The organism is Streptomyces sp. NPDC052036 (assembly GCF_040680495.1).
Classification (GTDB): domain Bacteria; phylum Actinomycetota; class Actinomycetes; order Streptomycetales; family Streptomycetaceae; genus Streptomyces.
Genome location: NZ_JBFAWW010000010.1, coordinates 102,651 through 116,680, shown reverse-complemented (window position 1 = coordinate 116,680; position 14,030 = coordinate 102,651). Strand labels below are relative to the sequence as shown.

The following is a 14,030-nucleotide window of genomic DNA, read 5'->3' as shown; positions in this document are numbered from 1 at the left end:
GCCTGGTCGGGAGGCAATCGGAGGAGAACACCAGAGGCTGGGTCTCAGCCGTTGAGCGTCCCCATCAGCTCGGGTGCGTAGCGGTCGCCGGTGACCACGCCGTGCGGGGCGACCGCCTCGATCGCGGCGATGTCATCGGGGGTGAGGGTCACCTCGGTCGCGGCGACGTTCTCCTCCAGGTAGCGGCGGCGCTTGGTGCCGGGGATGGCGACGGCGCCTTGGCGCAGGACCCAGGCGAGCGCCAGTTGGGAGGGGGCGATGTTCTTGTCGGAGGCGATGCGGCGGACCTCGCGGACGACGTCCAGGTTGCGGTCGAAGTTCTCGCCCTGGAAGCGGGGGTCGGTCCGGCGCCAGTCGTCCTCGGCGAAGTCGTCGGGGCTGGTGATCGCACCGGACAGGAAGCCGCGCCCCAGTGGGGAGTAGGCGACCAGGCCGATCCCCAGTTCGTGCAGTGTGTCGCGCACCCCGTCCTGTTCGATGCCGCGTTCGAAGAGCGAGTACTCGGTCTGGACGGCGGTGAGCGGGTGGACGGCGTGGGCGCGCCGGATGGTCCCCGCGGACGCCTCACACAGGCCGATGTGGCGGATCTTGCCCTCCGCGACCAGTTCGGACAGGGCGCCGACGGTCTCCTCGACGGGCACCTTGGGGTCGATCCGGTGCAGGTAGTACAGGTCGACGTGGTCGGTACCCAGGTGCCGCAGCGAGCGTTCGAGAGCCCGGCGGACATACTCGGGCCGACCGTTCAGATCGACCAACTGACCGTCGTCGGTGATCTCGATGCCGGTCTTGGTGGCCAGCACGGCGCTCTCGCGGCGTCCTGCCAGCGCCTTGCCGAGGAGCTGCTCATTGATGAAGGGGCCGTAGCTCTCGGCGGTGTCCAGCAGGGTGACTCCGAGCTCCAGCGCACGGTCGATGGTGGCCAGCGACTCGGTCTCGTCGGTGGCGCCGTAGAACGCGCTCATGCCCATGCAGCCGAGGCCCTGGTCGCTGACGGTCAAGCCCTGGCTGCCCAGTGCGCGGTGTTCCATAAGGGTTCCCCTGTCACATAACTATCTGGATAGATACACGACCGTAAGCCCATGGATCAGCGATGTCAATAACTAGATAGTTACTTGCCGAGGTGAGGAACATGTCCCGGGACTCCAACGCCACCAGGAAGCGGCTGCTGGACGCCGCCTTCGCCGAGTTCGCCGCCTACGGCATCGCCGGTGCCCGTGTGGACCGGATCGCCGAGGCGGCGGGAGTGAACAAACGGCTGATCTACGTCCACTTCGGCAACAAGGAGCAGCTCTTCGACGAGGTGCTGCAGCGCGCGCCGGCGGCGGGTGCCGAGTCGGTGCCGTTCGACGTCGAGGACCTGCCCGGATACGCCGGCGCGATCTTCGACCACCTGGTCACCCGGCCGGATCTGATGCGGCTACGGCCGTGGAAGCTGCTGGAGCGCCCCTCCGCCACCGGACTCGAACCGGACGCCTTCCGGCGCAAGGCCTCCGAAGTGGCCAAGGCGCGCAGCAGCGTGGCGGTGTTGCTCAGGAGATGGAGTCCGCCGACCTCCTGACCATGATGCTCGCCGTGACCCAGGCATGGTTCTGGGCCGCCGAAGGTGCCGACGCGGAGGACGTCGGCCGGTCCTGGTCGCCGCAGCGGCCGGCCCTGCACCGCTCGGCGGTCGTCGAGGCCGCGCGCCGGATCAGCGAGCCGAAGACCGCGGACGCATAGCGGCTCGGCGGACGGGAGACGCGGCAGTGCGATGGCGGCGCGGCAAAGGACCCGGACAGCTCCTGCCCCCCCCTGCGCCGACCGCACCGCACTCACCCGATCAGGGCCTCCGTCGACCGGGCAGGCCCGCCGACCGTGAACCCGCTCAGGCCAGGCCCAGCTGCCTGGCGATGACGGAGCCCTCGGCGTAGCAGTCGAAGCGCTTGATCTTGCCGTCGACCAGTTCGAACACATCGCAGCACGGGGCATCCATCCGCCCACCGGCCGGAGGGACGTGCCCGAGGGCAGCTCCAGCGGACCCAGATGCGTACCCTGCAGACGCAGCTGCACGATCACCACGTCCCCGACGACATAGAACCGCTCCAGCTCGCGGTGCATGTCGGGGAACGTCTTCGCCTAGACCTCAACCGTCTTCCCCCGCTCGCCCGGACCGTTGCCCAGTGACATATCGGTTCTCCCGGTTCGTGCGGTCGGCGCCACCTGCCGGTGGCGGGGCGAGCCGGCACACGCGAGGTCGTGACGTGGCATCGGCCGACCATGCACAATAACTTTAACATTCAAGCTACTGCGCGACGCAAGACCACCGACGAGGAGCAGTCGGTCGGCTTGGGTTCCTTACGAGACGCGCATCCTGGTGCGCTCAGCGCACGGGCGAGTCGATGCGCCGCAGGATGCGCTCGGCGTCCTGGCCCAGGCGGCGCAGACGCTCACCGGACAGGTTGTCCACCATGAGGTGACGGACGTAGGCCACATGGCTCGGCGCGGCCGACTCCAGCTTCCGCATGCCGCAGGGCAGGAGGATGGCGTTGGTGAAACGCCCGTCACCCGGGTCCGGTTCGCGCCGGACGTAGCCACGGCTTTCGAGGCGTTTCACCAGGTGCGACAGTCGAGACAGCGACGAACTGGTGCGCTCGGCCAGCTCACTCATGCGCAAGGTCCACTCGGGAACCTCGGCCAGCATGGCCATGGCCATGTACTCGATCATGCTCAGCTCGGCGTCGCGCCGGAGCTGAGCGTCGATGGCCCAGGGAAGCCGGGTGACGAGGCGGACCACCGACAGCCATGACGCCTGTTCGGCCGGCGTGAGCCACAAGTCGGCATGCGTGTCCGCCTGCGGCGACTTGTCGGGGATGGTCATTTTGCGAGCGTATCAGCAGCGCCGTCACGCCCGGATACCGAGGATCGCCCGATGGCGGCGCCCCCGGTCGAACCTTTCCGGTTACTTGAATGTTCATGTGCTTTAGGCGTAGCATAAACCATGAACACACTGCTGGTACCCAAGGTGGACGTGCGACGTGCCGACCGACGGGCGGCGAGCCGGTTGTCCTGGCTCGACTCCAGGCACTCGTTCTCCCTCGGCACCCGCCGGCCGGATCCCGCCAACACGCACCACGGTCTGCTGCTGGTCAACAATGAGGACCTGGTGCAGCCGGGCAGGGGGTTCGACACGCACCCGCACCAGGACATGGAGATCGTCACCTGGGTCCTTCAGGGCTCGCTGGTGCACCAGGACTCGACCGGCCACTCCGGGGTGATCTATCCCGGTCTGGCCCAGCGGATGAGCGCCGGCACCGGCATCCTGCACTCGGAGAAGAACGACTCCCACCGGTCGAGCGGCGAACGTCCCGCCGACCCGGTGCACTTCATCCAGATGTGGGTGCTGCCGGACGAGGCCGGTATCACGCCGGGATACGAACAGCTGGAGGTCGACGGCGAGTTGCTCTCCGGAGGGCTGGTCCCGGTGGCGTCCGGCATGGACCAGCACAAAGACGCCACCGCCATCCGGATCCAGAACCGGCATGCCGCGCTGCACGCGGCCCGGCTGCGGCCAGGACAGAGTGTGATCCTGCCCGAGGCACCGTATCTGCACCTGTTCGTCGCTCGCGGCTCGGCGGACCTGGAGGGCACCGGGGAACTCGGCGAGGGCGACGCCGTGCGTTTCACCGCTACGGGCGGCCACCGGGTCAGCGCCACCGAGTCCGCCGAGATCCTCGTATGGGAGATGCACGCCGCCGTCGCCGTATAGCCGGGTCCCCTCGGCGGGCCGGATCGACTACAGCATCGCCTTCTGGGGTTGCGTGGACACCACGATGACGGTGGTGGTGCCGGCGGTCACGGCCGCCGTGAACTCCCGCTCCAGGTCCTCGGTGGTCTCCACGTCGACCGCGCGGCATCCGAAGCCGCGGGCCACGGAGGCAATGTCGATCCCCGGCAGGTCCAGCCCCGGGACCCCCGGTGTGTCCTCCAGTTCCGCGAAGGACTTGAGGATGGAGTACTCCTGGTTGCGCATGACCACGTACACGATCGGCAGGTCGTGCTGGGCCGCCGTCCAGATGGCCTGCACGGAGTACTGGAAGGAGCCGTCGCCGATCAGACCGACCACCGGCCGCTCGACACCCCTGTCCCGGTCGCCGAGCGCTCCGCCCACCGCGGCGGGGACCGCCCAGCCGATCCCTCCGCTGGCCGTGGCGAAGAACGATCCGGTCCTGACCGTGGGAAGCGACTCGAACTGCTGGGCCATCGTGGAGGTCGGCTCGTTGACGATGACCGCGTCCGGCGGCCGGACCCTGCTCAGGGAGCCATAGACCTCCGGTGGGGTGAGCGGACTGTTCGGCTCCTGCGGCAGCTCGCGCGGGCGCGCCATCGGCTCCGGAGCGGTCCGCGTCGAACCCTCACCGACCATGTCCACGAGCAGTTCGATCGCCGTCCGGGGATCACCCAGGAGGCTGTCGCCGACACGTGCCGCCGCGGCGACCTCCGGATCGCCGGTGATCTGCAGGAGGTCCGTGCCTTCGGGGAGGTAGTCGCCCGGCACGTAGGGGTAGTACCGGAACACCTCCGCACCGATCACCACCACCAGGTCGTGTCCGGCCAGCCGGTCGCTGACGGTCTTCACGGACATACCGAGCGGACCGCAGAAGAGGGGTGGTCCTCGGGGAAGGAGGCGCGATCCAGCAGCGGGGCGCCGTAGACGGAAGCGCGCAGCTTCTCCGCCAGCGCGACGGCCGCGTCCCAGCCGCCGCTGCGGTCGGCCTCCGGCCCGAAGACCAGCGCGGGACGACGGCTCGCGGAGATACGCTCGGCGAAACCGCGCAGCCGCTCCGTGTCAGGGGCGACGCGGTCGCTCACCGTCCGCACCCGGGTGAAGCCGGACAGGGGCCGCTTCCAGTCGTCCATGGGAATCGACAGATGGACAGGTCCCGTCGGCGGCTGCAACGCCTGCGCGTAAGCCCGCATGAACGCCTCGGGAACGTCTTCGGCACGCGCCGGCTCGTAGGACCATTTCACCCACGGCTTCGGCAGTGTGGTGGCCTCACGGTTACCGGGATACGGCTCCCCGATCACCAGTTCCCGATGCTGCTGTCCCGAGGTGACGATCAGGGGCGTGTTTCCGTGGTAGGCATGTGAAAAGCCGGGATGGGGAGTACAGATCCCATTTCACCGTACGGACGGGAAACGGACCGATCCGCGCGCCCGGACCGGTGCGTCGATGTTTCCCGAACGCGGGCGACTCGGTGCGGTCGCGCCCGTGCGGTGGTCAGGCGACGCGCCGGAGGGTCTGAGGGGTGAGGTCGGCGAGGGCCGGGTAGCCGTCGACCGCCATGATCAGGTCGGCTTCGGCGAGCAGGGCCCGCAGGACATGGACGATGCCGTCTTCGCCGCCGAGGGCGAGGCCGTAGGCGTAGGGGCGGCCGACACCGACGGCGGTGGCGCCCAGAGCGACGGCCTTGACGATGTCGGCTCCTGTGCGGACACCTGAGTCGAACAGGACGGGCAGGCCGTCCGCCGCCTCGACCACGCCGGGCAGCGCGTCGAGGGCGGGCATGCCTCCGTTGGCCTGGCGTCCGCCGTGGTTGGAGCAGTAGATGCCGTCCACACCGGCGTCTTTGGCGCGACGGACATCGTCGGGATGGCAGATGCCCTTGACGATCAGCGGCAGGTCGGTGATCGAGCGCAGCCAGGGCAGGTCGTCCCAGGTGAGCGGGTTGCCGAAGATCCGCGCCCACAGGGCGACCGCGGCCCTGGGGTCGTCCTCCGGACTACGGTCGAGGCGGGAGCGGAAGACGGGGTCACTGGTGTAGTTGGCCAGGCAGTTCCCGCGCAGCTGGGGGAAGTTGCTGATGCTCAGGTCGCGGGGGCGCCAGCCGGTGATCCAGGTGTCCAGGGTGACCACGATGCCCTTGAACCCGGCCTGCTCGGCACGGTGGACCAGGCTCTCGGCCAGCTCTCGGTCAGCAGGGGTGTAGAGCTGGAAGAAGCCCGGGGTGTCCCCGAACTCCCCGGCGACCCGCTCCAGCGGATCGACGGTCAGCGTGGAGGCGATCATCGGCACCCCGGTGCGGGCGGCTGCGCGGGCGGTGGCGAGATCGCCGTGGCCGTCCTGCGCGCACAGCCCGATCACACCGACCGGGGCCATGAACAGCGGCGAGGGCAGGCGCATCCCGAACAGGTCGACGGACAGATCCCGGTCCGTGGCCCCCACGAACATACGCGGGACAAGACCCCAGCGTGCGAACGCGGTGACGTTGGCCCGCTGGGTGTGCTCGTCGCCGGCGCCGCCCGCGACATAGGAGCGGAGCGAGGCGGACATCGCCGCCTGAGCCGGCGGCTCCAGCTCGTCGTAGGTCATCGGGAAGCGCGGCACCACACCGCGCAGCCCGTCGAGGTAGATCTCGTTCTGGTAGTCGCCGAAAGCCATCAGCCGGCCCTCCTCCACACCCGCCGGGTACGGGCTGTTGAGATCCACTATGGGAGAATTGCACGCAGAAGCCGCGAAACGCAGGGTTCTGTCTTGTGAGGGCGGACAGAGGTGCCGACCGAGTGCAGGTAGTCGGCCTCGGGGCCGAAGACCAGGCGGCGGGTGGCCGAGCGCAGACCGGCACCTCAGCCCTGGGCGCTGTCCGGCACCCCGGCCGGGACCGGGCCGGTGAGCAGTGCTCGGGCGCAGGTGCCGAAGTCCGCGACCAGGCGGCTGCGCTCGTCCGCGCGGGTCGCCAGCACCACATGGCTCGGCTCGACGCCCTCCAGCGGGATCTCGATGAGATCGGGGCGCAGGCGGTTGATGCCACCGCCGGCCGAGATGGCCACGGCCTCCCCGGCCGCGACGACCTCGAACTTGTCCTCCATGGCCTCGATGAACGGGCCGCCGGGCGCCGGGCGGCCGTCCGGCCGGGGATCGATGCGCCAGTACGCGCTCCACGCCTGGTCGGAACCCCGCACCTGGGGCAGGGGTTCGTCGGCGACGTCGTCCAGGGTCACCGACTCCTTGCCCGCCAGGCGGTGGTCGTGCGGCACCACGAGCACCCGGGGCTCGGAGTACAGGACCGTGATGTGCAGCCCGTCCGTCGAGAACGGCAGCCGGGCCACCACCGCGTCCACACGGTGGTCGAGCAGCGCGGCGCGCGCGTCGTTCCACTCCAGGTGCAGGGTCTGTACGTCCGCCTCCCGGTGGCGGCGCCGCAGCTCGCGGACCGCCGGGGTGACGATCAGGTGCGTGAGGTAGCCGACGGTGATCCGGCTGGGCTCGGCGGCGGCCCGTGTGCGCGCCGCCGCCTGCGCGACGGATCGCAGCAGCGACCTGGCGAGCGGGAGAAAGACCTCCCCGGCGCCGGTCAGCCGGGTGCCCTGCGGGGTACGGTCCAGCAGCTGCGCGCCCAACTGCTGCTCCAGGCGCCGGATCTGACGGCTCAGTGACGGCTGGGTGATGTGCAGCGCCTCGGCGGCCCGGCCGAAGTGCCGGTGCTCCGCCACAGCGGCGAAGTACCGGACCAGCCGCAGGTCGAGGTCCGGTGCCGTGGTGAGTTCGGCCATGCCTGAAGCGTACCTCCGGCAGACCGGCGGTACAGCCGGATATCCCACTTCACCTGCGGTGATGCCTCAATCGCATCGCTCCATACGAAACAGGCTCTGGACCTGCCCCGCCTCTCGTTCGGAGGATGGGAACACCGGCCCGGGCTCCCGGCACCGCCCCGCTTCGTGCGGCGTCGGCGCGGGCACCGGAGTCGTCTGTTTCCTCTCGGCTCTTCTCAAGGCTGGAGTCACCATGCATGTCTTCGTCACCGGCGCCACCGGATTCGTCGGCTCCGCCGTCGTCCGGGACCTCCTCGACGCCGGACACCAGGTCGTCGGGCTCGCCCGCTCGGAACAGGGCGCCACGGCCCTGAAGGCAGCAGGGGCCGAGGTGCACCGCGGCGATCTCGACGACCCGGACAGCCTGCACGGCCCGGCTGCCGCGTCGGACGGCGTCATCCACCTCGCGTACCGGCACGACCTTCTCTACAGCGGGGACCTCACCACCGCGGGCGCGGTCGATCTGCGCGCCATCGAGACCCTCGCCGCCGCTCTGGACGGCTCCGGCAAGCCCCTCGTCTACGCCTCCGGCACGGGGCTCGTCCGGCTCGACGGCCGCCCGACCACGGAGGAGGACGCGCCTGCCGAGGAGACTCACCGCAGTCCGGCGGAGAATGCGGTGATCGCCCTGGCCGAGCACGGAATCCGCGCCAGTGTCGTCCGCCTTCCCCCTACCGTGCACGGCCGGGGCGACCGCGCCTTCGTCCCGGCCGTCATCGGCTTCGCCCGCACCCATGGCGTGTCGGCCTATGCCGGCGACGGCTCCCACCGCTGGCCCGCCGTGCACCGGCTGGACGCCGCCCCCTTGTTCCGGCTGGCTCTGGAGTCCGCGCCCGCCGGTACCCGTCTGCACGCCGTCGCCGACGAGGGCGTCCCCTTCCGCGACATCGCCGCCGTCATCGGCCGCCACCTCGGCCTCCCGGTCACCGGCCTCTCCGGCGACGAGGCCGCCGCCCACTTCGGCTGGCTCAGCCCGTTCGTCGGCCTCGACGTCCCCGCGTCCAGCGCCCTGACGCAGAAGCTGCTGGACTGGCGCCCCCGCCACCCCGGTCTGATTGCGGACCTCGACGAGGGCCACTACTTCACGGCCTGACAGCGCGGCACTCCTCGGCGGCCCTGGGCGTCTGCGGCCGTCGTGCCGGCGGACCGGAGCCGGGAGGCGCCGTCGTGACGGCGCCTCGGTCGTCGTACACCGGCCAGAAGGCGGGTTTCGGGCGGCCGACAGCGGCCCGCGGGCATCGTCCGGTCGTGTTCCGGCCCGTGGGATCTGTTGTCAGTGGCGTGTGCGAGGGTCGGAGCATGCTCGCGATCGTGGTGAAGACGGAGAGCTGGCAGCGGCACGTGCGGGTGTCCGCCGAGCGACTGGCCGGGATGGTGCGGCGCATCGGCGGCGAGGGTGACCGGTTCCTGCTGGTCCAGCGGGTGCCCGACTGCCTGACGACTTCGCCCAGGTCTGGCACGAGGCCGGCGGGAACTACACGCTGGAGCACCGCGACGGTGCCGCCGACCGGCATTTCCAGACCACGGCCGACAGTCCCGGGGCGGTGATCGACGCACTGACCGGCTGGGCGCGTCAGGAGGACGGGTGGGACGCCGGCCTCGCCTGGTCGCTGCTCGACATGGGCCCCACCCAAGAGGTGCCACCGCTCGATCTGGACGAGGACGACCGCGAGGAACTGGAGCGGCAGGTGCGCGAGGTGCTGGTCGGCGGCTATGCCTCGCGGGCCGAACTGGCCGATCTCGCCGAGGAGTACCTTGTCACCGCTGACCGCCAGCCCGTCTCGCGCGAGCAGGCGGCGGCGCTGGCCGACCGGCTGTGGCTGGAGCGCGTCGCGGAGCAGGCCGCATGGCAGGGCGAGACCGACCCCGAGCGACTCACCCGCGCCTTCACCGCGTTGCAGCAGGCCGGTGTCACCGCCCGTGAGAACTTCGCCTGCTGCCGCAACTGCGGCCAGGCCGAGATCGGCGGCGAAGGCGGGCCCGATGCCTGTGGCTTCGTCTGCTTCCACTCCCAGTGCACCGACTCCGCCGCGGCCGGCCACGGGCTGATGCTCCTCTACGGCGGCTTCGACGACTCCTCCGAGACCACCGCGGCCATCGGCCGAGAGGTCGTGGCGGCACTCGAAGTGGTCGGCCTCGGCACCGAGTGGGACCACGACCCCGGCCGGGCCATCACCGTGACTCCCCTGGACTGGCGCCGACGCCTGGTCGGCTAGGCCCTGTCGTCGAACTCCCGCCTGCCCCGCGACGCCCTGCACGCGCCCTCGCCGCACCCGTCCGAGCAGACAGCGCTCGCCCCGTCGCGACCCCGAGTGCCCTTGTCCGGCCCCCAGCCCGAGTTGGGCAGGTTTCAACTATCGAATTCCGGCCAGACCCCGAACCCTTGGCAACCAAAAAGTATCAAAAGATGAAGCAAAATTTCCCCAGAAGGCGTCTAAAGCATCAAGGGACGTTCACCAGGCAAGAACTTCTTGGGCTTAAGATCGGCCCAGCGGGGGGCCGCCACCTCCATCTGTTGAACCGACCAACGCCCGTCGGGACGCCTCCGGTTGACCGGGCCGACGGACCTGCACGCGCAGAGAGGTCACATATTGAGCACCGTGGTGACCAAGCGATCACCGCGCGCCGGAGGCCCGCAACTGCCCGAAGGGGAAGTCGAGCTGGCGGAGCCGCCGGTGCTGGGGGAACCGACCGGCGCCGACTTCGGGTCGGCGCTGATGTATCTGCCGATGGGACTGGGCACGGGAGCCATGGTCCTGATGTTCTCCATGCGCAGTGCCGGGCCGACGACGTATCTGATGTCCGGAATGATGGGCGTCGCGATGATCAGCATGACGCTGACGCAGATCGGCCGGTCCAGTGCCGAGCGCCGTCGCAGAATGCGCGCGGAACGCCATGACTATCTGCGCTATCCGGCGCAGAAGCGTCGTCAGGCTCGTCAGGCCGCCGCTCAGCAGCGTTCCGCACGGCTGTGGGACAACCCCGATCCGGGACAGCTGTGGGCGCTGGCGATGGGCGCCCGGCTGTGGGATCGCCGCCCTGCCCATGAGGACTTCGCCCGCATACGCATCGGACAGGGCATCCGGCGGGCGGCGCTCGACTTCCTGCCGCCGCAGACCAAACCGGTGGAGGATCTGGAGCCGCTCACGGCCATCTCGCTGCGGCGATTCACCAAGGCGCATAGACGGGGCCACGCCTGCCGACCCCGGTCGCGCTGCGTCGCTTCACCAGCGTGGAGCTGGCGGGTGAACCGGAACCCGCGCTCGCGCTGCTCCGCGCGATGATCGGGCAGCTTGTCGTGTTCCACTCCCCCGACGAGGTGCGGATCGCCGTGCTGGGCGGCGAGTCGGCGCGGGACGAGTGGGACTGGCTCACATGGCTTCCGCACAACGCCCATCCGAACGAGGCGGACGACGCGGGCCCGGTCCGGCTGGCGGCCGAGGACCACGACACGCTGATGGACCTGCTCGGCACGGAAGTCCGTGACCGTCCCGACCACGACCCGGACGCCTCCCCCAGTGTGGCCGCGCCGTTCGTGGTGATCGTGACGCAGAGGGTGCGGCTGCCGGAGACTTCACGGCTGCTGCACGGCGGACTGCGCAATGTGGTTCTGCTGGACGCGACCGGCGCCATAAGCGGCGGCCCGAAGGTGCTGCGGCTCACGACGCACGGTACGAGCGTCGCCTTCCCGTCCGGTGACGACACGGTCATCACCGAGGCCGACGCGCTCAGCCGTACCGAGGCCGACACCCTCGCCCGCACCCTGGCGCCGATGGGCACCAGCGGCAGCGTCGACCTCACGGACCAGGCGCTGGACTCGGACTTCGACCTGACCGCTCTGCTCGGCATCCGCGACCCGCGCACCTTCGACGTGGCCGCCAAATGGCGCCCACGGCAGGCCCAGTCGGCACGCCTGCTGGTGCCCTTGGGTGTCACGGAGGAGGGCGAGGTCGTCGAGCTGGACATCAAGGAGTCGGCGCAGGGCGGCATGGGCCTGCACGGCCTGCTCATCGGCGCGACCGGTTCCGGCAAGAGCGAACTGCTGCGAACGCTGGTGATGGGTCTGGTCGCCACGCACTCCTCCCAGGTCCTCAACCTGGAGCTGGTCGACTTCAAGGGCGGCGCGACGTTCCTGGGGATGGACCGGCTGCCGCACACCTCGGCGGTCATCACCAACCTCGCCGACGAGATCCATCTCGTGGACCGGATGCGTGACTCCATCAACGGTGAGATGATCCGCCGCCAGGAGCTGCTGCGTGACTCCGGGTACTCCTCGCTGTTCGACTACGAGAAGGCGCGGGGCGCCGGGGCGAACCTCACCCCGCTGCCGTCGCTGCTCATCATCGTGGACGAGTTCTCCGAACTGCTGGCGAGCAAGCCGGAGTTCGCCGACCTCTTCGTCTCCATCGGCCGCCTGGGACGCAGCCTCGGTGTGCATCTGCTCCTCGCCTCCCGGCGCCTGGACGAAAGCCGCATCCACAAGGTGGAGGGCCATCTGTCCTACCGGATCGCCCTGCGTACGTTCTCCTCGATGGAGTCGCGCAGCGTCATCGGTGTCTCCAGCGCCTGTGAACTGCCGTCGGCACCGGGCAACGGCTATCTCAAGGTGGACACGACCAATCTGGTGCGCTTCAAGGCCGCCTATGTCTCCGGCGCCGCGCCGGAGCCGGTGAGCGAGGCGGAGCAGACCGCCGAACAGGCCAGGGCCGCCCAGGAGATCACCGCGTTCGGTCTGGAGCAGCAGGGCACACTGCTGTCGGAACGTACCGAGGAGCACCTCGCCGAGCTGCGGCCTCACCGGGCCGCCGAGCGCGAGGAGCCCGCCGGGACGTCCTCGGGCACCGAGCCGAGCGAGGAGAGCCTGCTGGAGGTGCTGATCGAGCGGCTGGAGGAGAGCGGCCCGCCGGCGCGCCAGGTGCGGCTGCCGCCGCTGACCGAGTCCCCCGGCCTCGACCAGCTGCTGCCGAGTATCGTCCCCGACCCGGTGCGCGGCATGAGCGCGGTGGACTGTCCGTCGCTGGGCTCGCTGCGTGTGCCGCTGGGCATCGTCGACCGGCCTTTCGAGCAGTTGCGCGAGCTGCCGGTCGCCGATCTGTCCGGCGCCGACGGCCATATCGGTCTGGTCGGCGCCCCGCAGACCGGCAAGTCGACCATGCTGCGCACGCTGATGATGTCCCTCGCGCTGATGCACACACCGGAAGAAGTGCAGTTCTACTGCCTCGACTTCGGCGGCGGCGTCCTGGTCTCCACGGCCGGTCTGCCCCACGTCGGCTCGGTCGCCACGCGGCTGGAACGCGACCGCGTCCTGCGGACGGTGGCAAAGCTGACGCAACTGCTGGAGAAGCGCGAGGAGGAGTTCACCTCGGACTCACTGCCCACCCCGGCGACCCTGCTGCCGTCGGCCTGGACCGACTGTCTGCGGCCGGATCTGACGTCCGGCCGGGTCATCGACTTCGCGCCGGGCGGCCGGGCCGCCGCCTTCCCCGCCGGCCGTCAGCTGCTGCTGAAGGCGCCGGACGGCAAGCGGTATGTGCTGCGGCGGGGCACCAAGTACCCGGTGCCCTCGGACGCCACGCTCATCGCGCTCGGACTCGACGGCGACCGGCCCATCGCCACGCCCGCCGCCTGGTTGGCCGCCGTGCCGACCGGGGCCGTACTCGCCCCGGCGAAGATCGACGGGACGGGCGGGGCCGGCGGGAAGGTCGCCGGGCAGCCCGCCGCCGTAGGCCAGTTGTTCACCACGTCCGCGGCGGGCGCCAAGCGGTCGTACGTGATGACGGGTGACGGCGTGGCCCCGGTGAGCGCCACGGAGGCCGCGCTGCTCGCGGCGCAGCACGGCGCTCCCGCACCGCGTGAGGTGACGGCGACCGACATCGCCGCCGCCCATGTGTCCGCCGACCAGTCCCTCACCAACGCGCTGCCGGACGTCCTGAACGCACCGGCGGCCGACACCTCCGCACAGGCGGTGTGTCTGCGCGAGTCGACCCGGGGCAACAAGCTGACTTCCACCGTGGTGGTCGAGGGCGGCGCGGCGGCGACCGGCAGCCGGCAGGTGCTGGTGCCGCCGTCGCGCGGCGTGTACGCGGTCGACCAGCAGCTGCTGGCGGCGCGGGCGCCGCATCCGCTGACCTGTCTCGTCACCGACCGGGGCATCGCCTATCCGCTGGGCGACTCCGCCGCGGCGCAGGACCTCGGCGTCGGCGGCGCGACCCCGGTCCCCCTGCCGGAGACCCTGCTCGCGGTGCTGCCGCGCGGGCCGGTGCTGGGCCGTACGGTGGCGGCCTCGACGGTGAAGGCGCCACAGGACGGGAGTTCAAGGTACTCGCCGTCGTCCGCGGGCGGTTCCGGCAGCGCGCAGGGTTCGCAGCCGAAGGGCGCCGGACACGTTACGGGCACCGCCCCTGTTCCGTCGGTGAGCGCGGACCCGTCACCCACCGGCCACTCGGCGCGGGTGGGGTGAG

At 70.5% G+C, this 14,030-nt stretch carries 13 protein-coding genes and 1 pseudogene; 8 read left to right on the top strand and 6 right to left on the bottom strand.

Annotated elements, in window-relative coordinates:
- Positions 1-44: 44 nt before the first annotated feature.
- Positions 45-1,028: an aldo/keto reductase gene (locus tag AB0L95_RS16660; RefSeq protein WP_365162389.1), complete on the bottom strand. Its 984-nt coding sequence runs from the start codon at positions 1,026-1,028 to the stop codon at positions 45-47.
- A 101-nt stretch (positions 1,029-1,129) separates the two neighbouring features.
- On the opposite strand from AB0L95_RS16660, the gene AB0L95_RS16655 reads away from it, so the two are divergent.
- The 3 genes from AB0L95_RS16655 to AB0L95_RS16645 all read left to right on the top strand — a co-directional run bounded on the left by AB0L95_RS16655 (position 1,130) and on the right by AB0L95_RS16645 (position 2,163).
- Positions 1,130-1,558 carry a TetR family transcriptional regulator gene (locus AB0L95_RS16655; RefSeq protein ID WP_365162388.1) on the top strand — a complete coding sequence of 143 codons (429 nt, stop codon included), beginning with the start codon at positions 1,130-1,132 and terminating at the stop codon, positions 1,556-1,558.
- Positions 1,537-1,719 (top strand): hypothetical protein, encoded by a 183-nt coding sequence (locus AB0L95_RS16650; RefSeq protein WP_365162387.1) that lies wholly within the window; start codon positions 1,537-1,539, stop codon positions 1,717-1,719. The genes AB0L95_RS16655 and AB0L95_RS16650 overlap by 22 nt, the downstream gene beginning before the upstream one ends.
- Before the next feature lie 303 nt (positions 1,720-2,022).
- Positions 2,023-2,163 (top strand): hypothetical protein, encoded by a 141-nt coding sequence (locus AB0L95_RS16645; protein WP_365162386.1) that lies wholly within the window; start codon positions 2,023-2,025, stop codon positions 2,161-2,163.
- Between the two features lie 196 nt (positions 2,164-2,359).
- On the opposite strand, the gene AB0L95_RS16640 is transcribed toward AB0L95_RS16645, so the two are convergent.
- Positions 2,360-2,857, bottom strand: coding sequence for a MarR family winged helix-turn-helix transcriptional regulator (locus AB0L95_RS16640; protein WP_365162385.1), 498 nt, complete (start codon positions 2,855-2,857; stop codon positions 2,360-2,362).
- A gap of 120 nt (positions 2,858-2,977) precedes the next feature.
- Between AB0L95_RS16640 and AB0L95_RS16635 the strand changes: the two genes are divergently transcribed.
- Complete coding sequence (locus tag AB0L95_RS16635) at positions 2,978-3,745, top strand: pirin family protein (protein ID WP_365162384.1); 768 nt, start codon at positions 2,978-2,980, stop codon at positions 3,743-3,745.
- Between the two features lie 27 nt (positions 3,746-3,772).
- Here the strand turns inward: AB0L95_RS16635 and AB0L95_RS16630 are convergent, their stop codons facing one another.
- The 4 genes from AB0L95_RS16630 to AB0L95_RS16615 form a co-directional block, all read right to left on the bottom strand.
- Positions 3,773-4,615, bottom strand: a complete 843-nt coding sequence (locus tag AB0L95_RS16630; RefSeq protein ID WP_365162383.1) for a thiamine pyrophosphate-dependent enzyme — start codon at positions 4,613-4,615, stop codon at positions 3,773-3,775.
- Positions 4,612-5,007 carry a hypothetical protein gene (locus AB0L95_RS16625; protein ID WP_365162382.1) on the bottom strand — a complete coding sequence of 132 codons (396 nt, stop codon included), beginning with the start codon at positions 5,005-5,007 and terminating at the stop codon, positions 4,612-4,614. Before AB0L95_RS16625 ends, AB0L95_RS16630 begins: the two co-directional genes overlap by 4 nt.
- A gap of 250 nt (positions 5,008-5,257) precedes the next feature.
- Entirely contained in the window at positions 5,258-6,418 is a 1,161-nt protein-coding gene (locus AB0L95_RS16620; protein WP_365162497.1) for an alpha-hydroxy-acid oxidizing protein, read from the bottom strand.
- Positions 6,419-6,603: 185 nt separating this feature from the next.
- Entirely contained in the window at positions 6,604-7,530 is a 927-nt protein-coding gene (locus tag AB0L95_RS16615; RefSeq protein WP_365162381.1) for a LysR substrate-binding domain-containing protein, read from the bottom strand.
- Between the two features lie 232 nt (positions 7,531-7,762).
- Between AB0L95_RS16615 and AB0L95_RS16610 the strand changes: the two genes are divergently transcribed.
- The 4 genes and pseudogenes from AB0L95_RS16610 to eccCa all read left to right on the top strand — a co-directional run bounded on the left by AB0L95_RS16610 (position 7,763) and on the right by eccCa (position 14,029).
- Positions 7,763-8,662 (top strand): SDR family oxidoreductase, encoded by a 900-nt coding sequence (locus AB0L95_RS16610; protein WP_365162379.1) that lies wholly within the window; start codon positions 7,763-7,765, stop codon positions 8,660-8,662.
- 206 nt (positions 8,663-8,868) lie between these two features.
- A pseudogene (locus tag AB0L95_RS16605) lies at positions 8,869-9,785 on the top strand (hypothetical protein).
- 384 nt (positions 9,786-10,169) lie between these two features.
- Positions 10,170-10,853 (top strand): hypothetical protein, encoded by a 684-nt coding sequence (locus tag AB0L95_RS16600; RefSeq protein ID WP_365162377.1) that lies wholly within the window; start codon positions 10,170-10,172, stop codon positions 10,851-10,853.
- Positions 10,802-14,029: a type VII secretion protein EccCa gene (gene eccCa / locus AB0L95_RS16595; RefSeq protein ID WP_365162375.1), complete on the top strand. Its 3,228-nt coding sequence runs from the start codon at positions 10,802-10,804 to the stop codon at positions 14,027-14,029. Before AB0L95_RS16600 ends, eccCa begins: the two co-directional genes overlap by 52 nt.
- Position 14,030 lies beyond the last annotated feature (1 nt).